The organism is Psychrobacillus sp. FSL K6-2836 (assembly GCF_038003085.1).
Lineage (GTDB): Bacteria > Bacillota > Bacilli > Bacillales_A > Planococcaceae > Psychrobacillus.
This window is the reverse complement of record NZ_JBBOOM010000001.1, coordinates 4096841-4122496: the sequence shown is the minus strand read 5'-3', so window position 1 is coordinate 4122496 and position 25656 is coordinate 4096841. Positions and strand designations below refer to the sequence as shown.

The window sequence follows — 25656 nt, the reverse complement described above, 5'->3', positions numbered from 1 at the left end:
TGGTCGTTTAGTTACATTTCGTATGCTATTCTTTTTGTCCAATTCGTTAAACCAATTTTTAATAGCTTTTCAGCTGCTTCTGCAGGACTCATTGTAAAGCCATTTTTTACCCAAAAGGTTAAATATCCAGTTGTACCATAGCTTGCAAATATCGCATAATCATTGTCATCAAATATATGTAGTAAGTGCGCGGCTAGTTTATTTGATAGCTTTCGAATAGCGTTCGTATCTGCAAATTCCAATTCGTAAAACGAACGAAATTTAAAAATATGTTCACATAAGTGAAGTGTCATTGGCTTTCCATTGGTTGAATTCCATTTCATAAAATGATAAAAACCGGCCATTTAACGAACGTCTCACATCTTCCATTAATTCATATTTATCTGCAAAATGTAGATAAAACGTAGAACGAGAAAACCCTGCTTTTTGAATAATCTCTTTTACCGACAATTCTTCAAAGCTTTTCTCGTGTAATAACTGTAAAAAAGCTTCAATAATCGTTTCTTTTACTATTTTCAATTGTGACACCCCTCTGGACATTCCGAGCGAAAATGTCTCGTTATTTCGATTACGAATGCGTTTACAATAATGGTATTACATGGTTAGGAGGAAGTAAATATGACAAAGCAGGTTTATGTAATTACAGGCGGTTCTGGTGGCATGGGTAAAGCAACTGCCGAACTTGTTGGCAAAAAGGGAACTGTATTATTAGCAGATGTATCTGAAGATCGTTTATTACAAGCTAAAGAAGAACTAGAGGCTATTGGGATTACAGATGTACACTACCAAACAGTTGATATTACTTCAAAAGAAAATGTTGCTGCCTTGGTGGAAAAAGCTTCCCAATTAGGAACATTGAAAGGACTTGTTCACACAGCTGGACTATCACCAACAATGGCTGATTCTAAACGAATTACAGAGGTCAATTTAGTTGGTACTGGAATCGTATTGGATGCTTTCCTTCCACTTGCAACTAATGGTACTTCTGTCGTTTGTATCTCATCCATGAGTGGTCATATGGCTCCACGACAAGGACCTTATACGGAAATTTTAAAACAACCATTAGCTGACAATGTCATTGAAACAATGGAGCAATTTTCACAAGGCGACTCAGGTGCAGCATATAGCCTCTCAAAATTAGGCGTACTTCTTATTGTGGAAGATCAAGCATTGGCATGGGGTGAAAGAGGTGCACGTATCACATCGATTTCACCAGGTACTATTAACACACCTATGGGGCGTCAAGAAGCCTCTCAGCAAGAGCAGATGAAAATGATGCTTGAAATTACACCTTTAAGACGTGAAGGTGAAGCATCAGAAATTGCTTCAGCTGTTGAATTCCTACTTAGCGATGCCGCTTCATATATTACAGGTATAGATTTACGTGTGGATGGTGGTACTATCGCGAACTTAAATCGGGTACAAGCATTATAAAACAAAGAATAATAACGTAAAAGACTTGAAGCAGCTAGAGAATGATCTCCGGCTGCTTTTTTAATCGTTAAAATAACTATTGAACAGTTTCAACAAACCATAGAAAAACATCTAACCTTAATAGAAACGAAATTTATAAGTTTATGTATTTAAAAATGAGGTATATATAAAGAGAGTCCATAAAATATTGAATATAATACTGGAGGTAAAAATTATGAAAAGAAAAATGGTTGCTTTACCATTAGCATTATCGTCGTTACTTATTCTCGGAGCATGTGGCGATGAGGATACAGATGTGGATGATATTGAAGTAAATGATCCAATGATTGAAGATGATGGAGAAAATGACGCAGGTATTGAAAACGAAGCAAACGATGAGGATGAAGAAATGCAGGAAGATGATACCACTGACGATTCATCGGATGATTCGAACGAATAAATAAAAGCACCTTTCACTTTTAATTGGTGAAAGGTGCTTTTAATATTAGCCATATTTAGTGCTTTTCTGTTTAAATTGGTTAATTCTATTTCCAATTTCATCACGAACTTGTTGAAATACAGCCCACTTTTCTACTTCTTTTCTAATAGTATGGTGGTTTTGGTTGGGTATGTGGTAGTTAACTCTAATTATGTGGTGGTTGAGCTTGGGTATGTGGTAGTTATAGAAGTTTATGTGGTGGTTGCAGTGAGTTATGTGGCGGATGCCAATTTGGAATAGAAAAAGGAAGCGATTTTTTAGAATCGGCTTCCTTTTTTATTGTATTATATTGAAGTTGGTGTTTTTTTTATATCCACTAGAAAGTAAATCGTTTGTTTTGTCATAAAAATCTCCCTAAAAAATTAATAAAGTTAAGTAAAGTCCAAACAAGGTGATAAACAAAATGGGAACCGTCAAAATAATGCCAGTTTTAAAATATACGCCCCAGGATACTTTCACACCTTTTTGAGATAGGACATGCAGCCATACTAATGTCGCAAGTGAACCAATTGGCGTAATTTTTGGTCCTAAGTCGGAACCAACAACATTTGCATAAATAAGTGCTTCTCGAATAACGCCTGAAGTATTCGTCTCTGCTATTGCAAGTGCATTAATCATAACAGTAGGCATATTATTCATAATTGATGATAGAAATGCTGCAATGAATCCCATGGACATTGTTGCTACAAATAATCCTTGTTCTGAAACAAATTGAATAACACCTGCTAACGAATGCGTAAGCCAAGCATTCCCTAAACCATATACAACCACATACATTCCTATGGAGAAAAACACAATATTCCAAGGCGCATTTTGTATAACACTAGTAGTATTCACTGCATGACTGTTTCTCGCCATTAATATGAAAAATATAGCAACAACCCCTACAACTAAAGAAACTGGTAGGTTTGTAAATTCACTAGTAAAATAGCCAACTAGCAGTACTAATAATACGTACCAAGATAAATGGAACATTTTTATATCTTTAATCGCTTCTTTTGGTTCCTTTAACTTAGTTAATTCATAAGTTTTTGGAATGCTTTTTCTAAAATAAATAAATAACACACTAATCGTTGCAATTAACGAAAATAAGTTCGGAATAATCATTCTTGAAGCATATTCCACAAAACCAATTTGGAAGAAATCTGCCGAAACGATGTTTACTAAATTACTTACTACAAATGGAAGTGAGGTTGTATCTGCAATGAACCCACTTGCCATTATAAAAGGAAAAATCATTGCTTCTTTAAAATTCAAATGACGTACCATTGCCAAGACAATCGGTGTTAATATTAATGCTGCTCCATCATTTGCAAAAAACGCAGCTACAATCGCCCCTAATATACTTACATAGACAAACATCTTTACCCCATTACCTTTTGCTGCTTTCGCCATATGGAGTGCCGCCCATTCAAACAATCCAATTTCATCTAATATCAATGAAATAAGTATTATTGCAACAAATGATAACGTTGCATTCCATGTAATTCCAATTACTGCCTGTACATCCTGAAAACCTACTACACCCACCAATAAAGCTACTAATGCCCCGCCACATGCTGTCCAACCAATGGATAAATTCTTCGGCTGCCAAATAACGAATGTAAGCGTGATTAAGAATATCAGTGATGCTAATATTGCATCTGTCAATTTAAATTCTCCCTTGCTGCATAAACTATGAATGAACTTTATCCTTCTGTTACCTGTAAAAATTGATAGTAACTGTACTCTCCAAATGTATCCTTGTTACCCTTAAAAAATTGTTCGAACATATACTCTTTTGCTTCTTCCATTGTACACATATTAGCAACCATAATTAGGTTTAAATAGGATTTAAAATACTCTTTGGATAAATTACCACCATTATTGACAGGCATAATTATTTACTCCTTTAGCAGGCTCCACAACATGATGAATCTGCTTGAGATACTTTAATATTCGTGCTGCACACTCCTGTTTCAGGTAAATCTAATTCAATTGTCTTCGATGCTTCCAAATCACCACATAAATAAGCAACTACCGATCTAACTTGTTCATAACCAGTTGCCATTAAGAATGTTGGAGCACGTCCATAGCTTTTCATTCCGACAATATAAAAGTTCTTTTCTGGCTGACGTAAAATTTCTTCACCATGAGGACGAACTGTCCCGCAGCTATGCAAGTTGGGATCAATTAAAGTAGAAAGAGCTTCTACACTTTCTGTGCCAGCATCCACACTTAATCTTATTTCTCTCAAGAAAGAAAAGTCTGGTCGACTTCCTGTATTTGCAATAACCTCATCTACTTCTTGTTCAAAATGTTTACCATTAAATTGACCTATTATCCTAACCCCTGTTGCCGTTTCTTTTAGTTGCTGTATATATAATGGAGTAATTGGTTTTACTTTTCCACTATCCACTAATTGATGAATTCTACTATCAAGCTCTCCTCTTGCTTCCAGTGCATCCTTTTCCTCTCCACCATAAGCATCTTCTACTTTTTTCTTTCTCATAATCCAGAAAAGTTCTTGACTACCTGACTCCGAAAGTTCAAGAATGGTGTTTATAGCAGAATGTCCTCCACCAATAACTGCAACTCGTTTATGACTGTATTTATCTCTCATAGTAGTAGTATTAGGAATGCCATAATAAATGTGCTTAAGTAGAGCTTTTTCTTCTAGTGTCCAAACATTATCCGTGTTGACAGGATTAGGATGCGACCAAGTTCCAGAGGCGTCAATTACTGCTTTTGCTTCTACACGGGTTGTAGTTCCATCCTGTTCCAAATATATAACAAATGATGTATTTTCCCTACCAACATTCTTCATTTTATCTAATCCCTTTTTACTAATAGCAGTAACAACAGAATTAAATAAAATATGTGGATGTATTTGAGGTAGTTCTGAAAGTGGTTCTAGGTATAGTTCAACTAATTCTTTACCAAGAGGTAATTCATCTGCTGGTGGTGCAATCCAATTATTATTTTCTAGAAGCTTTCTTGCAATTTTATCGATATTATATTGCCACGGAGAAAATAATCGAACGTGACCCCATTGACGAATGTTCGAACCGACATTTTCACCCGATTCCACTAGGATAAAGGGTTCCCCACGATCAGCTAAATGAGCTGCAGCAGCAAGTCCTATAGGTCCTGCACCAATAATAGCGACTGGCAGATGATTTAAGTCATTACTTCCGTTATGAGGTATACAACAAGAAGACTTATCAATAATATTAAAATTAATCATAATAAAGAATTCCTTTCTTTAAATACTTGCAATTCGCAAACATTTATTAAAGTTAACACACCGTATCACAACATACATTCGATTTGGACATGGCTTTATTCAATAGTTCTAATGAGCGTATAACTGTTTCACGTTCGAATTCATTCATGTGAGAGAATACTTCTTCCAAATAAGTATTCATCGATTCATCAATAGAAGTTGCAACAAATTTTCCCTGTACGGTAAGGCCTAATAAGGAAACTCTTCTATCTTGGACAGAGGGTGTTTTTGTGACAAGCTCCATTTTAATGAGGTTTTGAATTTGTCTACTAAAGGTAGTAATATCCATCGCCAATAATTCCGCCACCTGCTGCATAGAAGATTCAGGCTGCTTATCGATTTCATATAAAATATGACTTTGAACAGCTGAGATTTCTACTGCACCTATAGCACAGCAGTTTTTATTTAGTAGCCCAAATCTTCTTGTTAAAAGCTGAAATAATTCTCGTTTGTTTTCCATGGAATTCACTCCCTTCTTTATTTATAATATAAATAGTTGTATAATGCAAGTATTAAAAACGATGAGGAGCAAACAATATGCTTTTAAAATTTGAGAAGGTATCAAGTAAAGATTGGGATCAAATTAAATATATATATGAAAGTGGCATTAAAACAAATAATGCCACTTTCGAAACACAAGCTCCATCTACCTATGATAAGTGGATATCTAACGGTTTCAAAGAATGTAGCTATGTTATAAAAGATGGTGATCTATTATTAGGTTGGTATAAGCTTTCTCCTGTTTCTAATAGAACGGCTTATGCTGGGGTCGGTGAAGTTAGTGTTTATGTTCATCCGAAAGCAAAAGGAAAAGGCATTGGCCATTTCCTTCTGGATCATTTAATAAAAACATCTGAAGATAATGGATTTTGGACTTTACAATCATCTATATTTCCGGAAAATACCACTAGTATACAGTTACATTTAAAACAAGGTTTTAGAGAAGTAGGATTTCGCGAACGAATTGGGAAAATGAATGGAATATGGAGGGATAATTTGCTTTTTGAAAGAAGAAGTAAATCAATGCTGGACATATAGTTAAAAAGCCTTCGCATTATGGTATTCTCAAGGGGGGTGAAAAAATTGAAAAATAAACCAATATACGTAGAGATTCTTATCGATGAACCTATAGAACTAGTATGGGAGGCTTCCCAAAATCCCACATTGCATGAGCAATGGGATTTACGCTTTTCTTCTATTACTTACTTGCCAAAGAAAGAAAATGAAGCCCAACTATTTGAATATAAAACGAATATAGGTTTCGGTATGGCTATAAATGGTTGGGGAAAAAGTGTCGGTACTTTTCATGCAAAGGACGATTCAAGAACATCCTCTCTTCATTTCGGGACGGACCATTTTTTATCACCTATTAAAGAAGGAAAAGGTTATTGGAAGTATGTTCCTGAACATAATGCTACTAAGTTTTTCACTCAATACGATTATGTTGTGCCATTTGGCGATTTAGGTAAGCTGGTGGATAGAATCGTTTTTAGACCTTTAATGGGATGGGCAACAGCACTAAGCTTTGATGTGTTAAAAAGATGGCTCGAAAAAGGAGATACCCCATCCGCGCAATATATACGATTTTTTACACACTGGATAATTACTTTTCTATTCTTTTTCGTTTGGATTTATCAAGGATTGATACCCAAATTAATCATGATGCATCCTGAGGAAGTTGCTTTGACTTTTGCGCTACTTCCACTGAAGCCAAGCGAGACACATAATATAGTTGCAGCTATTGGTATTATAGAGATTATTTTCGGCTTAATTTGGATTCTTTATCAAAATAAAAGCAGATTACTAAGATTGCAGTTATTATTACTGCCATTGCTAACCGTTTCTGCTATAGTTGCCAATTCTTCGGTACTGTCACATCCCTTCAATCCTGTAACATTCAACTTATCTCTAATCGTTTTAACGATTATTGGCTTGTTGTCCAGTAAAGATATCCCAACAGCGAAAAGCTGTAAACGCGTAAGGTGAGGAGCTTTTACATGTCCATTTATAAAGAAATTCTTGGAGAACAATATTATAGAATGCACCCAATGCTTCAAAAAAGATATGGGTTTGAAGATGATAAAACTTTTAAGGCAACCGGAGTTATGCATAAAATAACCAGTGGCCCTAAATGGTTGTACCTATTTAAATTATTTGCTACACGCAGAAAATTTTTGTTTCCTGAACATGGCAATAATATACCTTTTCATATTGTCAATAAACAACAAATTGGATCAAACGGTGAGCAACAGGTTCATTGGGAAAGAAGATTTTATTTCCAAAATATTAACCGTGATTTTAATGCTCTTATGTCCTTGGATAAAGATAAGCAATTAGTAAAGGATTACCTAGGTGAGCCTAGTCTATTTTACTCTGAGCTAACTTTTGAAGTTACAGATCAAGGATATTTAAGGATCGAATCTCAAAAGCAACGAATTGTCCTAGGAAAATTTGAATTTCCCATTCCAAAATTGTTCCAAGGGAATGTTTTAGTCAAGGAAAGTTATATGGAGGAAAATGAAGCTTTTTTTATACATGTGTTGATTACGAACCCGTTGCTTGGTACTTTATTTGAATATAAGGGGGAATTCCGATCTGATGACCTATAAGTGGCTTGCTATAATACATATTGTTTTGTTTACTATAACTGCATTTTTTTCTGTGAACCCGTGGTACTTTTTAATGCTGGCAATAGCACAGATTTTATTCGTCCCACTAACTTTACAGCTCATTCTTAAAGTAGAAACTCGAATGTATTATTTAGTTCTTCCCGCTATTTTTTCTGTTATTGTACTGCAAATAACAAATGAAACTAGTTTTGACATTGTACTAGCTTCTATTTACTTAGTATTTACACTTGCAGTTGCGATCTATGGATTTAGTCGGTTTGTTCAAAGAGGATTTGCTCATTTAGAGGAGTTTTCAATAGATGCCGGTCTCATGTATTTATTCATGGGAGGGATTTGGTTTTTTGCTTTCGAAGTAGGGATTGATACTGGCTTCTCCCCTATGTTAACTTGGCTTACGGCAATCCATTTCCATTATTCTTCTTTTCTATTACCTATTTTTATAGGGTTTGTCGGTAGACTATACAAACCTAAAAGTTATCCATTTTTCGCTTCCATCATTTTGGTCTCACCTTTAGTAGTTGCAGCGGGTATTACATTTTCTCCTTGGCTTGAGTTAGTATCTGTCCTTTTATATATTATTGGTATTTATGGATTTATCGTTATTGCATTTAAAACTCCATTTAAAGGACTACTACAAAAAAGCTTAGTTTTAATCTCGTTTAGTGCATTAGGAATTACAATTATTTTCTCTTTACTATATGCGATCGGAAATGTTTTCGGGTTATTTCAGGTGAGTATTGAGTTTATGCTGAAGTTTCATGGGTTTTTTAACTGTTTGTTATTTGGCTTATGCGGTGTAATCGGATGGTCTATTTTTACACCTCCTACTCTTCACGAAAAGTGGAACTTTCCAATTAGCCATATTAGAGGGAAATTTGTTGTTGGCGAGCCAATACTGAAGAATTACAAAGGAACTGAAACCTACAATGGACTTGTAGATAATATGGAGGTATATATTAATAAAAAAAACGTGAAGCCATCAATTGTCGACTTCTATGAAAACACGAAACAGTTCAAGTTGTTTTCTGAGGTACATTGGAATACATGGTTTAAACCATTTGCTGCTGTCTATGGAATGATTAGTCAAAGAATGCAGCAGTTGAATTTGCCCTATTCTTCTAAAAAAATGGAGATGACTGGCGATATTATTGCGGTCGAAGATGGTCGTTTTAAAACAAGGGCATGGCTTCGTAAAATAGAAGCCGAAGTAATTTTTGTTGCCTTGTATTCCATGCATGAAAAAGGTGAGAAAACATATATGAATATTGCATTGCCTCTCCCTTTCTCATCTATGATCGGTATACTTGAACTGCAAGAAAAAAACAATGGAGACCTACTATTAACTAGTCGTGCTAATAGCAATTCAGATGCAGGAATTTATCTGTCATTTCACAAATTTGTATTTAAGCTCCCACTTCAGGAGCAGTTTTTAATAGAAGAATTACCAGATAGAGACCTTTATGCTAAACATCGGATGAAAATCTTCTCCATTCCTTTTTTGAGTATTGATTATACGATTGTTAAAAAAGATAGGTAGAACTAGAGGATTTTAATACCCAATCACCAGTGTCCACTGATTTTCGTTTCAGGCGGACGCTTTCCGCGGGGTGAGCGATGAGCCATCACCGTAGCTCCCCTTCCGTTGTGATGTCTCATCTGTCTCACTCATCCCGCTGGAGTCGCCGCACTTCACTACAATCAGACAAGAGAGTAGTACCCAATTAAAAGTTTTAGCATAGCCTAGCAATAAGACGATTGGTTATACTAAGTAATGTAGGGATATTACCACCATGTAATCGTTTTTCCATCCAAACTAGTTTTGCAGGGTGCTGGCGGTGTTTCTAGGCTAGATTTTAATAATAATAAATCGAGCCTTTTGTTATATCTTAGTACTATTTCTATTAGATGAATCTCTATCAAAAATTAATCTTCTTTTCCCTCAGAATGTCCATCCGTGTTTCTCCATATATTGTTAAAAAAACAGCTGAAATCAACGGTGTTTCTAAGGTTACTCCTCTTAAAGGGACTGGGCAGTTTTTCTTATTTAAGCATTAGCATTTTCTTTTAGATTATCTAGTTCCTCCTGTATTACACTAATATCGATTCTTTCAAACAGAGGTCTGACCGTTTGTAACTGGATAGGCTGAGGATTAATAGGCTTCCAAGTGAAATCATCAATATGGAGATAGGTTTTAACTTCCTCACTTGAAAAGGGTAGAAATGGTGATAATATTTGCGCTGCATTCCCTATAATGTATACACAGGTAGCAATCGTTTTTTTACACGCTAGCTCCTCTTCTTTTAGTTGGATCCACGGTTTTTGTGCGTCGAAATATTTATTTCCATTACGGATGTATATAAATATTGTTTCTAATGCTAATTTGAAATGTCCTTTTTCTATTAGCTTGCCGACTTCTTCATATAATTTTTCCGTTTGTTTTATAGTTGGTTCATCTATAATGCTCACAGTTATATTTCCTTCATAGAATTTTTCTATGAATTTAAATGTTCGGTTTACAAGATTTCCGTATGCTCCAAGCAATTCCGAATTATGACTGTGTATGAATTCTCTCCAGGAGAAATCAGTATCTCGATTTTCTGGAGCATTTATCGTTAAAAAGTAGCGTATGGAATCTGGATGATATCTCTCTAAAATATCCGGTATCCAAACCGCCCAATTTTGACTTGTGGAGAGTTTTCTTTTCTCGAGCGTCAAGTACTCATTTGAAATGATATGTGTGGGTAATGCTTGGCTATTTATCCCTAGTAATATTGCTGGCCAAATCAGTGAGTGGAAGGGAATATTATCTTTTCCATGTACATAGTATGAAACTGTATCTTCTGCCCAATATGGTTTATCTTCTGTTTTAGAGTTCTTCGCCCATTCTTTACTTGCCGAATAATATCCTGCTACTGCTTCTATCCATACATAAACTTTCTTTTCCTCATATCCTTTTACAGGAATACTTACTCCATTCGAAAGATCTCTAGAGGCTGCTCGATCTAACAGCCCTTCCTTTAAATAACGCTCGGATAATTGAATTGCATTGTATCGCCATAATTCCCCGATTTTTGCTTCTTGGACGAAATTCTCTAATTGTTCTTGAAAAGCACTTAACTCAAAATAAAAATGCTCTGTTTTTCGGATTGTTGGGACATTTCCACATAGCTTACATGTTTGATCGATTAAATCTAATGGATCTAATATTTTGGAACAATTATCACATTGATCTCCACGAGCACTGCTCCCACAGTTTGGGCACTTCCCTTCCACATATCTATCTGGTAAAAATTGCTCGTCTTCCTCGCAATAAGTCTGTTCTATTTCTTTTTTATAAATAAACCCATTATCTAATAGCTTTAAAAATAGCTCCTTTACAACTTGGTGATGATTCTCACTGTCTGTTCGCGTATAGAGGTCATAAGAAAACCCCAAACGTCGAAACGAATCTTCAAATTCAGAATGGTATCTATCGGCTACCTCCTTTACCGAAACCCCTTCCTTATTCGCTCGAATAGAAATAGGAGTGCCATTACAATCACTTCCCGAAACATATAGTACATCCTCTTCCTTTAATCTAAAATACCTTGCCAGTATATCCCCCGGTAATAATGCAGCTATATGACCTAAGTGCAACGAGCCGTTCGCATAGGGCCAAGCCCCTCCAATAAAAATACTCATCTGCAATTCCTCCTTTATAGATAAAAAAACCTCGCCCTTACCGGAAAAATCCCGATAAGGACGAGGTTATTAGTCTCGTGGTACCACCTTAATTTTCAAACGACTCGCATCGTCTGACTCTAAAAGTACATGGCAAAAAGCCTTTATACTTTGACATGGATAACAAGTGCCAAATCTTGTCGTATCCTACTAGTTACAAAACGTTCAGTACGAAGCTCAGAGATCATGTTCAAATGACTAGTTTGCCTCATTTCCACCAGCAGAAGCTCTCTTTACAACATCATCATTTTACTTTTCCTCTTCATCGCTATTAATTTATATTTGTTAATATGATTATACATAAAATTCTAAACTGTGCAATCTTTTGTGATAAAATAGTAAAAAGTGAAGGAGCTGAACATAATGAAAAGCTTTATTGATGATTTCGCTGGTGCTATACATGATATTTTGTATTATGTATCGTACTTTATAGCAGGGTTGCTCATTGTCGGTGTACCTCTTTATCTTATAGCACTTTTATTTAATTGGATTTCTACTACCTTCTAATAACTTCCATTTAAATACATAAATCATTCATTACTAAAATTTGTCGACAAGTGAAAGATTATGACCATAGTATAATTTATGTGTTTTTTTCTCAATCAAGGAATCGAACAAACCCGAAATCATTCCCTGAATCACCATCAACTCTACAGAAACCTGAATATCTGTATATGAACTAAGGTGGCAAGTGGGCAACAAGCATCTATTCCACTTGGTGCCTCCCCTTACCTACATAAAAAAGGTCCACTACAAATATTCCAAAGTTACCCGTCATCGAATAAATCATTTAAAACTACCCTGGAAGTTATTAACCAAAAAACATTTTGTTTTATGTATTCGCCACGATTAAACGTGCTGTTTCTAAGCGGCGACGAACGACAACACCAAACCATGCAGCTAGTACTGCTTTTATTACACCTACGATAATAAACGGAGCCACGCCACCCATAAATGCTGCAGTCCACGTCAAGTCCGCTATTATTTTTAACCAAACCGTCCCGAATACCAATGTGACAACCATACCAATTAAATTAGCTATAATCGCATGTGAAATTGTGACACCAAATTTTCTCATATAAAGTCCCATAAGTAATGCAGATGGCAAGAAACCAACAATATAGCCGCCTGTTGGTCCAACTACAATTCCTAATCCTCCTGACATCCCACTAAATACTGGCATCCCTACCGCACCGATTAATATGTATACTATCACCGATAATACACCTAATCTCATACCTAAAATGGTAACAACTAAACCGATTGCAAAAGTTTGCCCTGTAATTGGTACAAGTGGCAGAGGAATCGTCACCTGCGCGAGTATTGCTATAATTGCTGCACCAATTGCCGCTAATAAGTATTGATAAATATTACCTTTTTTCAAAATATACTACCACCTTTAATGTGTTAACCTTTTTTATTTTATTGGTTAACACAAAGATAAAGCATTTTTCTAATACTGTCAATCAACTTTTTTATAAAGTTGAATCAAATACAAAAGGTTTTATAATATAGAAAAGTTAACTATTTCGTCCTATAAAAAAGAGTGAGGGATAATCCTCACTCTTAAATCAGCACTGCGTTAAGAAACATTAGATAAACCCTCATCTTGTCCGATTAATTTACTGAGGGTATGAGTGTCTTCTTAAACACTTTTACACATATATGATCCTTATCATACTTTACCTAACATATATCACACTTATTACTAATTAATTCATGTCAGATATTGCTTAGTCCAATCTTATCTTTTTTTACATACATAAATCATTTCATCACTATATTTACTTAGTAGTGATTTATTCCAATCTTCATAGACATGTAAAATGTCTAGCCCGTTATCAAATAGTAACCGCTCCATTTCCTTAGGATAAGTGTATCTTAAACTGATGTTCGTTTTTCTTTCCTCTACAACATTGTCTCCATCCATATATTTTCTGATTGTTGTATAATGCTGTATTTGTTCTAAAGGATTATAATCACTAATCGTATATACTTTTACTTCTTTATTCTCAATTGTATCTATATATGTTTTCCAATACTCTTCTGTACTTGGTTGGAGCAACTCTTCCGCCGTTGGAAACCTAGTCCCAAATACCAAAATTCCATCTGTTTCTAAATGACTATGTATGGATCTTAAAACAAGATTTTGATGTTCATTTGTATGAAAATGTTGAAAGGAGTTTCCAACCATAAACATAAACGGGCTTTTTTCTTCTATTTGAAGCACTGTGCAATCTTGAACTAACCATTCAATTCGTATATTTAAATCTTCCGCTTTTTTCTTCGCATGTTCAAGCATACCCGCGTGTAGATCTACACCAATCAATTCGAATCCCTTTTGTGCTAAAGGAATCGTCATTCTTCCAGTTCCACATGCCAGGTCTATAATTGGTCCTCCTTGCCTGATAGCCCATTCTGTAAGTAAATTGAGTTCTCCAGTATAGGCATCATTTTCAATATCGTAGGAAATTGGATCATTGTATTCATCTAGATTATTATTCATCTATGTCTGCTCCTTTTTTAGATAGCCATTGCGCTATTTCCTCTTCTAATTTTTGTTCCTTCCACGCAAGGACCATGGCTAATGCTCCATACTTTTCCGCATATTCTTGAACGAAAAGATCCCCTAAAAAGTAGGCTAATCTACTGTAGCCAAATCTATTTCCTCCATTAATGGAAAACCACTCGCGAAATAATTCATCTGAACTTAAAGTTTCATAATCCTCCTTAAATGCCAGCCTGACCTTTGTGGTATTTGCTTGAGCAAAAGTAAGCCATTCTACACCTTCATCATTATAAGAAAAATAGACCGAAGGATGATTATTATCGGCTATTTGACGAGATAAGTAGGTTGCAACTCCTTCTCTGTAAAGCCATATGAGCGGATGTGTCCATTGGGACTTTGACCAGTCCATTCCTGCATTATCTAATAGAATATTTTGAGCCAAATGTCCAAATTCATGGGCTACTATTACTCGCAGATGATCAGAGTTTGGTGATAGCTTTTCTAATGCAAACGTAATATCAGGGATGATCTGTTGGTAAGTATACGCATTGGACCCAAAGCCACCAACGATCAAATTTATATTCACTGGAAAGGATATATTATATTTATCCATATATGCTTCTGCTATTTCAGTGATAATTGATTGAATATTTTCGTGTACGTCTTTGATAGAATTAAAATACTGAGGATATTTTTCGATCGATTGTAAATGTCTTTCTTCTGTATCCTTACAATGTCTATTAAAATACTCTTTGAAAATTACAGGGAATTTCGCATAATATTTACGTAAAGATTGTGTTGTCGGTTCATAATTTGTAAAAAAATATGGAACTGTATCTACTATTTGCATCCTAAACTTTCCCCTTTTTTATTTGCTAGTAGTTGCATCAAATTCATCCATAAACGCTTGAATATTTTTCATAATAGTTTCTTCTTCAGGAATTTGTTCAAAAAGCTCTCTTGGGTATATACCGTTTCCCCTTTAATCACTAAATTTATGTTTTGCGTATGCTTTATATTTTCTAATGGGTTTTCATTTAATATAATGATAATTTCCCCCCCTTTTTCCTTTATTACTATACTTATAAAACGATAGAAAGGTTTCATTATTCAGATAATTTTATAGATAAATATTTCTACCACAGCTTACTCGTCTTCTAAATGTTTGTTAAAGGCCATTACAAAAAAACATATTCCAGTTATTACTAACAAAATACTAATAAATATAGGAAAATATCCAATCGCCGATAGAGCGTCTGCAAATTGTCCATATTGCCCACCTCTTGTTGTATAAATAGCTGCCGCAATCCACGTCATCCCAAATAGCATGATTCCTGAAAGTATCGACGTTGCTCCCATTATTATATATTTCAATATTCATACCCCTTTCATTTGCATCTCTATATGTATATTCGCCTTGATGACGAGATTTCCTTTTCCACAAAAAAAGATGCTGTTTCCTGTTACTAAAACGGCATCTTTTAAGAATTATTTTATTTCCCCTACGTATATAGACTGTGGGCGGAAAATTGTATTGTCTTCCAACTGTTCAATAGCATGAGCTGTCCAGCCAACCATTCTTGCAATACTGAATGTCGGGGTGAATAATTCTGAAGGCATATTTATGGATCGCATAATGGCTGCTGCATAATATTCTACATTCGTGTATAACTTCCTCCCCGGTTTATACTCCGCCAATAACTCGATAATTTCTTTTTCTGCGATGGTTGCAATATCTAGCCATGCATCTTTACCTTGAAGCTCCAAACACTTCTCTCTCAGTATAATGGAACGAGGATCCTCTGTTTTATAAATTCGATGCCCGAAGCCCATTATCTTTTCGCCGTTCTCTATTTTATTTTTTACAATAGTACGAATCTGGGAAAGATCTTCAAATTCATTTAACATAGAAATGACTCCTGATGGAGCTCCTCCATGTAACGGCCCCTTCATTGTCCCAAGTGCGGAAGTAATGGCAGCTGTCAAATCTGACTCTGTTGAAATCGTTACTCTTGCTGCAAAGGTCGATGCATTCAAACCATGCTCCATTGTAAGTTTCAAGTATGTTTCCAGTGCTTCTACTTGGACATCACTCGGCATTTCTCCAGTCAGCATCCATAAATAATTAGCGGTGTGGGAGAGCTCTTTATTTGCAGTAATTACAGGTAGTCCAAGTTGGTTTCGATAATGTCTAGCTACTATCATTGGAAGTGCAGCTGTTAATAGGACTGCCTGCTCTGCTATTGTCTTTTCTTTATATTCTGTATGTGCATATGCAGAAATAGCCGTCCTCATCGCATCCATTAAAGAAATTTCTTTTGGAAGTGCATCAATGATTGCAATTATATGTGCAGGCAATTCTCGACACTGATTCAACTCAAGGTCTTTTTCAAAGCCTCTTTCCCCAGTCCATATAAAGGTCGCCAATTGTTCAAATGTACTAGTAGCGGCTAACTTATCGACCTGTACCCCTCTGTATCTTAGTTCTCCAATGTCACCATCCACTGACGCAATTTTTGTATGAACTGCTACAACATCTTTTAATCCCTTTTGAAACATATATAACTCCTCCTTTACTTTATTATAAAAGATAAATTTGATAATAAAAATTAAATATATATAATCAAATTAATTACTATTATTAATCGAAGAAGGTGATTAGTTGGAATATCAATGGTTAAAAACATTTTGTACTGCTGCAGACACACTCAACTTTCGAAAGGCTTCTGAAAAATTAATGATGTCTCAACCAAGTGTGACCGTTCATATCCGATTACTGGAGGAACATTTGGGATCCGCTCTTTTTGACAGACAAAATAATCGAGTAACCTTATCTGAAGCTGGAAAATACTTTTTACCCGAAGCACAAAAACTAGTGAACAGTACTGAAAATACGATTCACAAAATGCACGCATTTAAGCAAGGCTATCGCCGAACTTGGACAATTGCGATTTCACCTCTTATGGCCGAAACGATTCTTCCTTATTTTTTACGTTCATTTATGAAGCTGCAACCTGACTTGGAAATACATATTCGTGTGGAGGAATCTTATCTTATTGAAGATCTAGTAGATTCTGGAGAAGTAAATATTGGCATTTCCGCACTTGACACGCAAAGAAAAGGAGTAGAATCGATTTCCTTTTATGAGGATCCAATTTTATTTGTCATGCCCATAGATATTTATGATGAGGAGAGTGGGCCACCAATTGATATTAAAGATGTTTTACAAAAAAATTATTTATTTACCCATCATCATCCTGTTTTCTGGGATGATCTTCTCGTGAAATTACATAAACACATCAATGGAGTTAGAACGATGAAAGTAACACAAGCTCATATTGCCAAACGGTTTATACAGGACGATCTAGGCGTATCCTTTTTGCCACACTCAATCGTTCGGCGTGAACTATTAGAAGGAAAAGTAATGCAACTCCATTTTGATTTATTTGGGTTACCTTCTGTTTCCACTTTCATCATCGTGAAAAAGAAAGGTGATTTAGAAAAGTTATTCATTGACCAAATATCGAAGTTTTACTTTGGTTGAATATTATAAGAAAAGCCGAAGAAGTCCCCTAACTGTGAAAACCTTGGGGACTTGGAGGTCGTGAGGTGGTCAATTTAATTAATGTAATTTAACAATAAGAAGAATTCTTTATAGAGTTTTATATTCGATTTTTGTAGTAAATCAAAAAATCAGTCCATTTATCATTCTCTAGTGAAAATTCTTTCCTTACACATTCCAACATAAATCCAGCTTTTTCCGCGAGTCGTATCGAGGGATAATTATCCGTATTTATATGTAATTCGATTCGATGAAAATTTAAAGTTGAAAAGAAAGCTTCAGTGGCTGCTAATACACTCTCTAAACCATAACCCTTTTTCCAATACTGATTGTGAATCGAGTAGCCCATCATTGCCCACTGGTAATCCATCCTTAAGATTGTTATTAGCTCTACTTTCCCCACATTTACTCCATCTTCTTTACGAAATATCCCAAGTATATACATCTCATCTTTTTTGGCTAAATCATTGAAGCCATCAATCCAGTCAATAAACCAGCCTTCAGTTGAAGCAGACATATTTAAAGGTCGTCCATCATCATATAAGTACTGCGACGGCAATCTATTATCAAACTGCTCGTACCAATTGCTATAATCCTCTTTGTTAAAGGGGCGTATGATAAATCTTTCGGTCTCTATAACTACCTTTGAAAATTCCAATTCTTCACCTACTCACGTATTTCTTATTAACACTTTTCCTTCTTTATTTTCCTCATCATTCCATTCCACTTGTATTTCAAATGTTCCATCCTCAAAGAATAACGGAAACCTTCTTTGAATTGATTTTTGCATCGGGAGATTGTATGCATCCTTAATATTTATCCAAGCTACTTTACCTTCTGGAGAATCCTCCAGTAATTCACCCTTAAAATCATACGTTATGTAATTAAATATCATGTATCTATCCTTAGCGACTGGATTAACGTATTCATATAATCCTTTAAAAATGAGATTACTAACCTCTAATCCAGTTTCTTCTTTCACCTCTCTAATAGCACTATCGATAATACTTTCTGGAAATTCAACTTTCCCTCCAGGTGGAATAAACCCTTTGAAATCGTCATGTTGCCTATCTAGAAGTAAAATCTTTTCTCCATCTTGAACCATACATACTGTCCAAATCTTATAGTTTATATAATCACTCATTACCGTTCTACCCCTTCTTTCCATTTATTCTAAATACTCGATACCACATCCACCACAATATCAGCAAGTTCATGATGTAGAGAACATATTGAACCATCGTTAATGGGTATCCTAATATTTTATGGCTAACAATATCCAAACCAGCCAAGCCAAATACAACTAAAACAATCAATGATAAGCTCGTTTTATATTTTAGAGAAGTTCTCTTCAATAATAGTATTATTACGTAATATATAGGTAGCATTATAACAAGTGAAAGTAGAGCCACGCGTCGCGAATTAAAAAGGTTTATCAGTAAACCAGAACTCGGCGAGATGAATAAAACGAGATTTTCTTCAGGAAGTGTTTCAAATGTCCCGATATACGTATTACTTTCCTTTTCCAGTGGTAAATTCACATACACACTCGCTCTTTTTGGCACCTTGACTTCTAAACTTAAGTCTTTAAAATCACTCCAGTAGGATGCTGGATGAAGTAGATAATCTAATCGATAAATAGGATGGAGACTAGCCCTCTCATCTATTCCTAAAGTTGCTTCGTATTCAATAGTTAGCGTATGTATGCTCTTTGCATTTAAAGTTACCTCAAAGGTTTTTGCTCCTAATTTATTTGAGTCAACTATTACATCGTACCCTCCAAAAGAATACGTTTGTCCTGTTCTTGGATTAACCCATTCAATATGAGGTTTATCCCCTACTAATTCTTCCGCATTAAAAGGTATATTACCAGTTAAAGGAATATCAGTTCCATCTAAGTCAACACTCCACTCATATGAATTACCTGGTTGCGGAAATGCTATAGGCACTTGAAGATCCTCTTCTGTTTTGTTTTCCATTTCATAGATAACACGAACATTTGCAAGCATTATTGGAAACGGCGGTATATCATCTTCCTGTTCAATTTCTATATATAATTTTTCACTCTCTATACTGATGACACTTTCCTCCATAGGAAGCACATGTCCAGACGGAGTGGTAGGTTCTTCAAAATAACTCGTGCCATTTGCAAAAATGGAGGTTGGATTTATACATATACCACCCAATATTAGTAGGATTAGTACTAGTTTTCTCAATGCCTCTCCTCCTCTAAACTTTATTTGACCAAGCTTTTATTTCCATATAAAGTTCTTCCACAGATTGCGAGCTATCGAGTTTTAATATAGGACTTTTAGATAATTCCATTTCATAGGATTGCGCAGCATAAGTTCCTATCTTTGTTTCATCCTGTTCCTTTAAATATGTTTTGCACCATTCTAAAAATTCATTGGTATTATTTCCATTTTCATCAATCCAAGTTTTTTTAAAATTATTTCGTCTGATTTCCCTATTTCTTAAACGCTCCATTCTAATCTCTTCATCTAAATGGAGGAATACAAATAAATTACGATTACTAAATCCATTACGATTCCATGAAAAAACAGATCCTGAAACAACATATTCCTCATTGGATTCCATGTCTTTTTCATACATTTCTATTCGTTTTTCAATGGGATGATTTTCAGTAAAAGTTTCGTCTTTCCAAAGATATCTGTCTGTATCAATCCACTTAATATTTTCCTTTTTGCTTATAAATTTTGCTAAGGTACTTTTGCCCGTTCCTGAACCGCCTATTATTTGTACCTTCATTTGCTTACCTCCCCTCTTTGATAAAAATGTACGTATTACTAAATTCTCTTTCTATTATTTTCAGGCTATTTCAACCAATAACGTAGCCCTTTTCCAGCGCCTTTATATTAAGAAAAATGGAGTTGGTTCCCTGAGTATTGGTCATTTTATTTATTTTCATCTTATAACCACCCTTCTCTATTGTAGTAAATTCAACTAAAGGTTTTACTTTTCCTTCTTAGACAAATGGGTAAATGTAACTTTAATAAGAAAAAAGCATCTCCACTTATTGAAAAAACTTAGCGGTTAACAAAATAAGCTATTTTAGAAACATTCAAGCACCTTTCTATAATATGGTATTAATTTCAATTGGATTTTTTTAATTTATAACCGATAGTTAAATTGAAATAGAAAAAATGCAGAGGAGTATTCAATTTGAAGTTTTTAAGAAATTTAAGTATTAGCAAAAAATTATTAATAATTATCATTGCAAGCGCATTAGGACTTAGCTCAGTAGGAGCGCTGGGAATCAGCTATATTAATGAAATGGCAAAAGGTTCGAATGTTATGTATAAAGATAACCTACTGCATCTGAATAAAGTAATGCAAATCAGAGTAAATGCCAGAGCGAGTGATGCATACACATTAGAAGCTCTTGTAACAAATGACCCTGAAAGAACCACAGAGTTAATTAATGAAATTTCATCTGCATGGGAGGAAATTGATTCACTTGTCTCTGAAATTGAAAATACGGATCTAACGAAAGAGGAAATAAATTTAATTGAGCAATACAAAGAGCGTGCACAAGAATTTGCTAACAATAGAGATAAAGTAATGGAGCTTGCTGCAATCAATAAAAATGAAGAGGCATATTCATTGTATATGGGTGAAGTTGAAAAAAACCGAGCTTCTGTAAATGACATCTTGAAAGAAATGCAGAAATATAACATAGAAATTGCAGATACAATAAACAAGGATAATAATGATAAAAAACAAAAAGTACTTGTTTTTGTCACAGGTATTGCTATTGTAGTATTACTAATTTTAGTTACTTTAAGTATAATAATTACCCGTATGATAGTTCGTCCAATTAAAGAAGTTAAAGGTTTACTTATGGAAGCTGAAAATGGAGACTTTACAGGTAAAGGCAACTACGAATCTAAGGATGAGATTGGAGAACTTACTGCTTCCTATAACAATATGACAAATTCACTCCAAGCTGTATTTATTACTGTCCAAGACTCTTCTCAACAAGTTGCATCTGCTTCTGAACAATTAAGTGCGAGTGCAGAGCAAAATAGCAATGCAAGCGAACATATCACCCTAACTGTTCAAGAACTTGCTTCAGGATCAGATAAACAGTTGGATACAGTTGAAAATAGTTTTAAAGTTATGAAAGACATTACTAATTACACAAAAACAATTTCCAAACATACAGAGGAAATTACGAAAGACGTCCTTCAAGCAGCTACACTTTCAACTGAAGGAAATAAAGCTATTCAAAAAGTAAATGAACAAATGAATTCTATTAATGAGAATGTAAATAGCTTATCTAAGGCAGTTGGAAACCTCGATGCAAGATCTAATGAAATCAGTCAGATTACTAATGTGATAACAGGAATATCAGCTCAAACTAATTTGTTAGCATTAAATGCTGCTATTGAAGCTGCCAGAGCTGGGGAACATGGCAAAGGATTTGCGGTTGTTGCCGATGAAGTAAGAAAACTAGCTGAAGAATCCACAAATTCTACTGAACAAATCGGGAACCTTATTCAATTAATTCAAAATGATACTAATTTGACTTTAAAAACAATGGAAAAAGCAGCTGAAGAAGTTCAATCCGGTCTTAATGTCGTTAGTGTTGCAGGAAGTTCTTTCGAGAAAATTGAACAAGCTGTTAACGGTGTTGTTTCACAAATAGAAGATATTTCAGATTCACTCAAGAAATTGTCAAATGGAACAATTTCAGTTAATGACTCCATTGAAAATGTAAGTAATGTTGCCCAAGAGACTTCTGCGATTACCCAGAATATATCAGCAGCAACACAAGAACAACTTGCATCGATGGAAGAAATAACATCATCTTCAATGGCTCTTGCCAAATTAGCTGATGATCTACAGGTTATTATCAACCAATTTAAAATTTAATGGACTAGTTTTTTTAAGAAACTAATTCTACAGAAGATATCCCTAAATCATACAGTTAGTTGGCAAACTGCACGAGTGTCAAATAATATTCATGCTTGAATGGTCCTTGTTTCTGAATCAATCTAACTATACTATACAAATCAAGCGCTAACCTTAAATAAGGCTAGCGCTTGATTTCTGTAGTTTATATATAATTACAAGACGGGCAATTTTCCATCTTTACCTCCCAAATTGCTATGAGTGCATATGTCACGAAACTTTACTCATATAAAATACAATTGATAACACAAGAATTTCATAAAATGATTCAGATTTACAAATGCGGCCTTGGTTCTATTAAATAGTAATTTCGCCAGTAATCCACCCTTTCACAAAGCTTTCTATCGAAGAGGAAATCCATGTTCTACTATCATCTTCATGATTCCACGCATAAATTTCATCGTCTCGAATTCTCCCATTTAATACTCTATAACCGAATAAATCTCCATTACCTGCATCTGAAAAAAATAGTAAATGATCGAAAGGCATATAAATATCTTTGTAGTCATCAAAATTTCTAAAAAACAAGTTATCTTCCACTATCTGTTCAGCAGACCAGATTAGGGGACATTCATACTTATCAAATATTCCATTTGTTTCACGCAGTAATTCTAGTAACTTCTCAGGTAATTCAACGTTTAACTCTTTCTTTATAAGAGTTATATTCGTATTGGTTGCCGGCGCTTTAAAAAGATATTCTTTCGATATAGACTCTATGTAATTTCTCCACTTCATCTTATTATTTATCCTCATTCCTTTATTTGTTAAATAACTAAATATGGTAAGCCATTATACTGCGAATCCAATCTTTTACATATACTTCCTTCTGTATTTCTGAGAAATTTACTGGTAGATGGAGCGATTGTAAATTTGGGGGTAATAAATGCATTTTAGACCTAATCTCTTCGTTATCCTCTGATTCTGTATCGATAAAAAATATATATCGGCCGTCTATTGCCTCACGATAAATTGCTGAACAATCCAATGCTTTATAAACAAGTGTTGAATACTGTTTGCCATTTAACTGTACTTCGAAATGCCCTCTTATGTTGTAGTGACACCGAATATGCTTACCTGCAAGCTGGTGTAAGTCCTTTTCAAATTCCAAAAATCTATTTTCGCCTACGTTGAAAACTTTAAAAAAATAGTCACTTAATGCCTGATTATCAAGATTTGCATCATAAAAGTCAAAACTTATTTCTATAAATGCTCCATTTTCCCTTTCAACTTTTGGCACTAAATACTTTTTTATTAGATTATGAATTAATTCATAGTCTAAATTACAACCGTAACTTACCATTTTTACTTGCTTCCGTTGTTTGCTAGCGAAATTTAAAATCTCACTATAATCATTTATATCCCATCCATAATGAAAATACTTTATATGCTTTCTCTGATGCATTCCTTATTCTCCTTTGTTGAAAATACCTCATCTGAAGAGCAAACATTCTCCTTCAAATCGATCTCAATTTCTATTTGAATCGTCTACTTCCGCGTTTAACGTGCTCTCCCACCAAACACTCTTATTTCCGTTTAAGTAATTTTTTATTAGACTCCTAAATGGGGAAGGCTGCAAGTTTTTAGTCTCCAAGTCGTCTGCATCACACCAAAAGAACTCTAGATGGGCTTCACTAGATTTTGGGTTATCGCTTGTCTTTAATTCCTCACTTTTAACCTCAAATATTTGATTTATTTCGCAATTTAAGATGCCTTTCTTTTCCCATTTATGTTCCACTAAGCCAATGAAATTTACCACTGTACTTGCAATACTTAATTCTTCTTCGATTTCTCTTACCAGTGCTTCTTTAGCACTTTCACCAAATTCAATGTGACCACCTGGCAAAAATGTATTGGTATATCCTGCAGCTTTGGCCAGTAACACTTTTTTATCTTTTATAAAGATGCCTCTTGCTAAATGATGAAATGTTTGCAAATAATTCTCCCCTAACATATGTTTTCAAAGTAGGTAATCTCCCAAACGTCGTTCTTGTCCTATGTATTCTAGAAGTTGGGCTAATATTCCTTCTAGATCAACTAGCTAACCTGCGTTAATACAATATTAAAGTTTTGCATCATTTATTTTTGCATTTTATTCTTTTTTGAATGTTGCGTGATTATATCTTCAAGTTTATATTATAAGAGTGTGGTAATATTTGTATTTAGACATTAGTCTTTTATTTTTTAGGTTACTTACCTTTCTATATTTGACTTTTTAAGAGGGGATTTTTATGGACTATAAAATTGTATTTTTCGATATAGATGGAACTATTACGCATGATAAAGATGGTAGCATTTCAATTAAGACGAAAGAAGCAATAAAAGCATTAAAAAACAAAGGTCTAAGAGTTGTAGCCGCAACTGGAAGACCGTTATCCATGTGTAAGGAAATAAATGAATTAGGAATAGACACATTCATTACAGCAAATGGGGCATATGTGAAGCACGACCAAACGATTATTCATAAAGTCCCAATGGACAATAAAAACATACAAGAAGTATTGGAATTTGCGTCCATAGCAAATCAGGATCTATCTTTTTTCACTGAAGAATTTAGCATGAACGGTGTAAAAGATCCAGAAACATTAAAAGCATTGAAGGAAACTTTATCATTGAATGAATACCCTACTATCGATCACTTGATCTATAACCAAGAGGTGTACTTAATGTGTTTGTATGCAAATGACAAAACGGTTGAGAAATATATTCAAAAATTTCCTCATCTAACATTTAAGAGATGGCATCCTTTTGTGTTGAATGTGTTACAAGAAGAGGTTTCTAAATCTTTGGCCATACTAAAAGTTTTACAGTATTTCGACATCGATAAATCCGAGGCTATTGCATTTGGTGATGGAGAAAATGATATAGACATGTTGGAATTGGTGGGACTTGGAATAGCTATGGGGAATGGAAATGAAAACTTAAAGGAAGTTGCAGATTTCGTTACTAAGAAGTCAAGTGAAGACGGAATCGACTTTGCATTAAAAAAGTTCGGGATAATTTAAAATCTTTTTATAAAGGTCTATTATTATCCTAATAATGTTTGCATTTAAAATACCATAACCCCTTTGATCACGTGACATTTTATATACTTTCTTATTCTATGAAAAAAACATTCTTGAAAT

At 34.6% G+C, this 25656-nt stretch carries 29 protein-coding genes and 1 other annotated feature; of the genes, 10 read left to right on the top strand and 19 right to left on the bottom strand.

The annotated features are described in order from the left end of the window. Positions 1 to 11: 11 nt before the first annotated feature. The gene (locus tag MKY37_RS20050) at positions 12 to 323 is read right to left on the bottom strand and encodes a TetR-like C-terminal domain-containing protein (RefSeq protein ID WP_340779621.1); all 312 of its coding nucleotides are present in this window, start codon (positions 321 to 323) and stop codon (positions 12 to 14) included. After that, the gene (locus MKY37_RS20045) at positions 274 to 519 is read right to left on the bottom strand and encodes a TetR/AcrR family transcriptional regulator (RefSeq protein WP_340779619.1); all 246 of its coding nucleotides are present in this window, start codon (positions 517 to 519) and stop codon (positions 274 to 276) included. Before MKY37_RS20045 ends, MKY37_RS20050 begins: the two co-directional genes overlap by 50 nt. Before the next feature lie 99 nt (positions 520 to 618). On the opposite strand from MKY37_RS20045, the gene MKY37_RS20040 reads away from it, so the two are divergent. Both MKY37_RS20040 and MKY37_RS20035 read left to right on the top strand, forming a co-directional pair. Then, the gene (locus MKY37_RS20040) at positions 619 to 1434 is read left to right on the top strand and encodes an SDR family oxidoreductase (RefSeq protein WP_340779618.1); all 816 of its coding nucleotides are present in this window, start codon (positions 619 to 621) and stop codon (positions 1432 to 1434) included. 214 nt (positions 1435 to 1648) lie between these two features. Next, positions 1649 to 1873: a hypothetical protein gene (locus tag MKY37_RS20035; RefSeq protein WP_340779617.1), complete on the top strand. Its 225-nt coding sequence runs from the start codon at positions 1649 to 1651 to the stop codon at positions 1871 to 1873. A gap of 393 nt (positions 1874 to 2266) precedes the next feature. Here the strand turns inward: MKY37_RS20035 and MKY37_RS20030 are convergent, their stop codons facing one another. The 4 genes from MKY37_RS20030 to MKY37_RS20015 are packed head-to-tail and all read right to left on the bottom strand — an operon-like array spanning position 2267 to position 5637. Continuing rightward, entirely contained in the window at positions 2267 to 3562 is a 1296-nt protein-coding gene (locus MKY37_RS20030; protein WP_340779616.1) for an arsenic transporter, read from the bottom strand. Positions 3563 to 3600: 38 nt separating this feature from the next. After that, entirely contained in the window at positions 3601 to 3789 is a 189-nt protein-coding gene (locus MKY37_RS20025) for a hypothetical protein (protein WP_340779615.1), read from the bottom strand. A 14-nt stretch (positions 3790 to 3803) separates the two neighbouring features. Then, positions 3804 to 5138, bottom strand: coding sequence for an NAD(P)-binding domain-containing protein (locus MKY37_RS20020; protein WP_340779614.1), 1335 nt, complete (start codon positions 5136 to 5138; stop codon positions 3804 to 3806). Between the two features lie 52 nt (positions 5139 to 5190). Beyond that, on the bottom strand, positions 5191 to 5637 hold the full coding sequence (locus tag MKY37_RS20015; protein ID WP_340779613.1) for a MarR family winged helix-turn-helix transcriptional regulator: 447 nt from the start codon (positions 5635 to 5637) through the stop codon (positions 5191 to 5193). Positions 5638 to 5714: 77 nt separating this feature from the next. Here MKY37_RS20015 and MKY37_RS20010 point away from each other — a divergent pair, with 77 nt between their 5' ends. Genes MKY37_RS20010 through MKY37_RS19995 form a run of 4 tightly spaced genes read left to right on the top strand, consistent with a single transcriptional unit; the run spans position 5715 to position 9344 of the window. After that, positions 5715 to 6215, top strand: a complete 501-nt coding sequence (locus MKY37_RS20010) for a GNAT family N-acetyltransferase (RefSeq protein ID WP_340779611.1) — start codon at positions 5715 to 5717, stop codon at positions 6213 to 6215. A 36-nt stretch (positions 6216 to 6251) separates the two neighbouring features. Beyond that, complete coding sequence (locus MKY37_RS20005) at positions 6252 to 7163, top strand: DoxX-like family protein (protein WP_340779610.1); 912 nt, start codon at positions 6252 to 6254, stop codon at positions 7161 to 7163. Positions 7164 to 7174: 11 nt separating this feature from the next. Continuing rightward, on the top strand, positions 7175 to 7786 hold the full coding sequence (locus MKY37_RS20000; RefSeq protein WP_340779609.1) for a DUF4166 domain-containing protein: 612 nt from the start codon (positions 7175 to 7177) through the stop codon (positions 7784 to 7786). Then, positions 7776 to 9344 carry a YndJ family protein gene (locus MKY37_RS19995; protein WP_340779608.1) on the top strand — a complete coding sequence of 523 codons (1569 nt, stop codon included), beginning with the start codon at positions 7776 to 7778 and terminating at the stop codon, positions 9342 to 9344. Before MKY37_RS20000 ends, MKY37_RS19995 begins: the two co-directional genes overlap by 11 nt. Before the next feature lie 507 nt (positions 9345 to 9851). Here the strand turns inward: MKY37_RS19995 and metG are convergent. Beyond that, positions 9852 to 11489, bottom strand: a complete 1638-nt coding sequence (gene metG / locus MKY37_RS19990) for a methionine--tRNA ligase (RefSeq protein ID WP_340779607.1) — start codon at positions 11487 to 11489, stop codon at positions 9852 to 9854. A gap of 53 nt (positions 11490 to 11542) precedes the next feature. After that, positions 11543 to 11803 (bottom strand) — a binding site (T-box leader). Positions 11804 to 11891: 88 nt separating this feature from the next. Here metG and MKY37_RS19985 point away from each other — a divergent pair. Then, positions 11892 to 12035, top strand: a complete 144-nt coding sequence (locus MKY37_RS19985; protein ID WP_340779606.1) for a hypothetical protein — start codon at positions 11892 to 11894, stop codon at positions 12033 to 12035. A 325-nt stretch (positions 12036 to 12360) separates the two neighbouring features. Here MKY37_RS19985 and MKY37_RS19980 read toward each other — a convergent pair whose 3' ends face one another. The 5 genes from MKY37_RS19980 to MKY37_RS19960 all read right to left on the bottom strand — a co-directional run bounded on the left by MKY37_RS19980 (position 12361) and on the right by MKY37_RS19960 (position 16596). Continuing rightward, on the bottom strand, positions 12361 to 12912 hold the full coding sequence (locus tag MKY37_RS19980) for a biotin transporter BioY (protein WP_340779605.1): 552 nt from the start codon (positions 12910 to 12912) through the stop codon (positions 12361 to 12363). Between the two features lie 360 nt (positions 12913 to 13272). Further along, positions 13273 to 14034, bottom strand: a complete 762-nt coding sequence (locus MKY37_RS19975) for a class I SAM-dependent methyltransferase (RefSeq protein WP_340779604.1) — start codon at positions 14032 to 14034, stop codon at positions 13273 to 13275. After that, complete coding sequence (locus MKY37_RS19970) at positions 14027 to 14887, bottom strand: hypothetical protein (protein ID WP_340779603.1); 861 nt, start codon at positions 14885 to 14887, stop codon at positions 14027 to 14029. Before MKY37_RS19970 ends, MKY37_RS19975 begins: the two co-directional genes overlap by 8 nt. Positions 14888 to 15183: 296 nt before the next feature. Further along, positions 15184 to 15411, bottom strand: a complete 228-nt coding sequence (locus MKY37_RS19965) for a hypothetical protein (protein WP_340779602.1) — start codon at positions 15409 to 15411, stop codon at positions 15184 to 15186. A 114-nt stretch (positions 15412 to 15525) separates the two neighbouring features. Then, a complete protein-coding gene (locus tag MKY37_RS19960) occupies positions 15526 to 16596 on the bottom strand; it encodes a citrate/2-methylcitrate synthase (RefSeq protein ID WP_340779601.1) in 1071 nt (356 codons plus the stop codon). Between the two features lie 103 nt (positions 16597 to 16699). On the opposite strand from MKY37_RS19960, the gene MKY37_RS19955 reads away from it, so the two are divergent. Then, positions 16700 to 17581 carry a LysR family transcriptional regulator gene (locus MKY37_RS19955; RefSeq protein ID WP_340779600.1) on the top strand — a complete coding sequence of 294 codons (882 nt, stop codon included), beginning with the start codon at positions 16700 to 16702 and terminating at the stop codon, positions 17579 to 17581. A gap of 118 nt (positions 17582 to 17699) precedes the next feature. On the opposite strand, the gene MKY37_RS19950 is transcribed toward MKY37_RS19955, so the two are convergent. The 4 genes from MKY37_RS19950 to MKY37_RS19935 are packed head-to-tail and all read right to left on the bottom strand — an operon-like array spanning position 17700 to position 20368. After that, the gene (locus MKY37_RS19950; RefSeq protein ID WP_340779599.1) at positions 17700 to 18257 is read right to left on the bottom strand and encodes a GNAT family N-acetyltransferase; all 558 of its coding nucleotides are present in this window, start codon (positions 18255 to 18257) and stop codon (positions 17700 to 17702) included. 12 nt (positions 18258 to 18269) lie between these two features. Next, positions 18270 to 18743 carry an 8-oxo-dGTP diphosphatase gene (locus MKY37_RS19945; RefSeq protein WP_340779598.1) on the bottom strand — a complete coding sequence of 158 codons (474 nt, stop codon included), beginning with the start codon at positions 18741 to 18743 and terminating at the stop codon, positions 18270 to 18272. A 7-nt stretch (positions 18744 to 18750) separates the two neighbouring features. After that, a complete protein-coding gene (locus MKY37_RS19940; RefSeq protein WP_340779597.1) occupies positions 18751 to 19815 on the bottom strand; it encodes a hypothetical protein in 1065 nt (354 codons plus the stop codon). Positions 19816 to 19828: 13 nt separating this feature from the next. Further along, positions 19829 to 20368 (bottom strand): AAA family ATPase, encoded by a 540-nt coding sequence (locus MKY37_RS19935; protein ID WP_340779596.1) that lies wholly within the window; start codon positions 20366 to 20368, stop codon positions 19829 to 19831. Between the two features lie 414 nt (positions 20369 to 20782). Here MKY37_RS19935 and MKY37_RS19930 point away from each other — a divergent pair, with 414 nt between their 5' ends. Further along, positions 20783 to 22495 carry a methyl-accepting chemotaxis protein gene (locus MKY37_RS19930; protein ID WP_340779595.1) on the top strand — a complete coding sequence of 571 codons (1713 nt, stop codon included), beginning with the start codon at positions 20783 to 20785 and terminating at the stop codon, positions 22493 to 22495. 336 nt (positions 22496 to 22831) lie between these two features. On the opposite strand, the gene MKY37_RS19925 is transcribed toward MKY37_RS19930, so the two are convergent. The 3 genes from MKY37_RS19925 to MKY37_RS19915 form a co-directional block, all read right to left on the bottom strand. After that, positions 22832 to 23269 (bottom strand): SMI1/KNR4 family protein, encoded by a 438-nt coding sequence (locus tag MKY37_RS19925; protein WP_340779594.1) that lies wholly within the window; start codon positions 23267 to 23269, stop codon positions 22832 to 22834. A 37-nt stretch (positions 23270 to 23306) separates the two neighbouring features. Continuing rightward, positions 23307 to 23936 (bottom strand): hypothetical protein, encoded by a 630-nt coding sequence (locus tag MKY37_RS19920; protein ID WP_340779592.1) that lies wholly within the window; start codon positions 23934 to 23936, stop codon positions 23307 to 23309. 63 nt (positions 23937 to 23999) lie between these two features. Then, complete coding sequence (locus MKY37_RS19915) at positions 24000 to 24467, bottom strand: NUDIX domain-containing protein (RefSeq protein ID WP_340779591.1); 468 nt, start codon at positions 24465 to 24467, stop codon at positions 24000 to 24002. A 295-nt stretch (positions 24468 to 24762) separates the two neighbouring features. Here MKY37_RS19915 and MKY37_RS19910 point away from each other — a divergent pair, with 295 nt between their 5' ends. After that, positions 24763 to 25536, top strand: coding sequence for a Cof-type HAD-IIB family hydrolase (locus MKY37_RS19910; protein WP_340779589.1), 774 nt, complete (start codon positions 24763 to 24765; stop codon positions 25534 to 25536). The last annotated feature ends 120 nt before the right edge of the window (positions 25537 to 25656 follow it).

What these genes read in the sequence shown, in the direction of transcription:
- MKY37_RS20050 (WP_340779621.1), bottom strand. Translation starts at nt 323, where the DNA reads ATGAAATGGAATTCAACCAATGGAAAGCCAATGACACTTCACTTATGT.
- MKY37_RS20040 (WP_340779618.1), top strand. Translation starts at nt 619, where the DNA reads ATGACAAAGCAGGTTTATGTAATTACAGGCGGTTCTGGTGGCATGGGT.
- MKY37_RS20035 (WP_340779617.1), top strand. Translation starts at nt 1,649, where the DNA reads ATGAAAAGAAAAATGGTTGCTTTACCATTAGCATTATCGTCGTTACTT.
- MKY37_RS20025 (WP_340779615.1), bottom strand. Translation starts at nt 3,789, where the DNA reads ATGCCTGTCAATAATGGTGGTAATTTATCCAAAGAGTATTTTAAATCC.
- MKY37_RS20020 (WP_340779614.1), bottom strand. Translation starts at nt 5,138, where the DNA reads ATGATTAATTTTAATATTATTGATAAGTCTTCTTGTTGTATACCTCAT.
- MKY37_RS20015 (WP_340779613.1), bottom strand. Translation starts at nt 5,637, where the DNA reads ATGGAAAACAAACGAGAATTATTTCAGCTTTTAACAAGAAGATTTGGG.
- MKY37_RS20010 (WP_340779611.1), top strand. Translation starts at nt 5,715, where the DNA reads ATGCTTTTAAAATTTGAGAAGGTATCAAGTAAAGATTGGGATCAAATT.
- MKY37_RS20000 (WP_340779609.1), top strand. Translation starts at nt 7,175, where the DNA reads ATGTCCATTTATAAAGAAATTCTTGGAGAACAATATTATAGAATGCAC.
- MKY37_RS19995 (WP_340779608.1), top strand. Translation starts at nt 7,776, where the DNA reads ATGACCTATAAGTGGCTTGCTATAATACATATTGTTTTGTTTACTATA.
- metG (WP_340779607.1), bottom strand. Translation starts at nt 11,489, where the DNA reads ATGAGTATTTTTATTGGAGGGGCTTGGCCCTATGCGAACGGCTCGTTG.
- MKY37_RS19985 (WP_340779606.1), top strand. Translation starts at nt 11,892, where the DNA reads ATGAAAAGCTTTATTGATGATTTCGCTGGTGCTATACATGATATTTTG.
- MKY37_RS19975 (WP_340779604.1), bottom strand. Translation starts at nt 14,034, where the DNA reads ATGAATAATAATCTAGATGAATACAATGATCCAATTTCCTACGATATT.
- MKY37_RS19970 (WP_340779603.1), bottom strand. Translation starts at nt 14,887, where the DNA reads ATGCAAATAGTAGATACAGTTCCATATTTTTTTACAAATTATGAACCG.
- MKY37_RS19960 (WP_340779601.1), bottom strand. Translation starts at nt 16,596, where the DNA reads ATGTTTCAAAAGGGATTAAAAGATGTTGTAGCAGTTCATACAAAAATT.
- MKY37_RS19945 (WP_340779598.1), bottom strand. Translation starts at nt 18,743, where the DNA reads ATGAGTGATTATATAAACTATAAGATTTGGACAGTATGTATGGTTCAA.
- MKY37_RS19935 (WP_340779596.1), bottom strand. Translation starts at nt 20,368, where the DNA reads ATGAAGGTACAAATAATAGGCGGTTCAGGAACGGGCAAAAGTACCTTA.
- MKY37_RS19925 (WP_340779594.1), bottom strand. Translation starts at nt 23,269, where the DNA reads ATGAAGTGGAGAAATTACATAGAGTCTATATCGAAAGAATATCTTTTT.
- MKY37_RS19920 (WP_340779592.1), bottom strand. Translation starts at nt 23,936, where the DNA reads ATGCATCAGAGAAAGCATATAAAGTATTTTCATTATGGATGGGATATA.
- MKY37_RS19910 (WP_340779589.1), top strand. Translation starts at nt 24,763, where the DNA reads ATGGACTATAAAATTGTATTTTTCGATATAGATGGAACTATTACGCAT.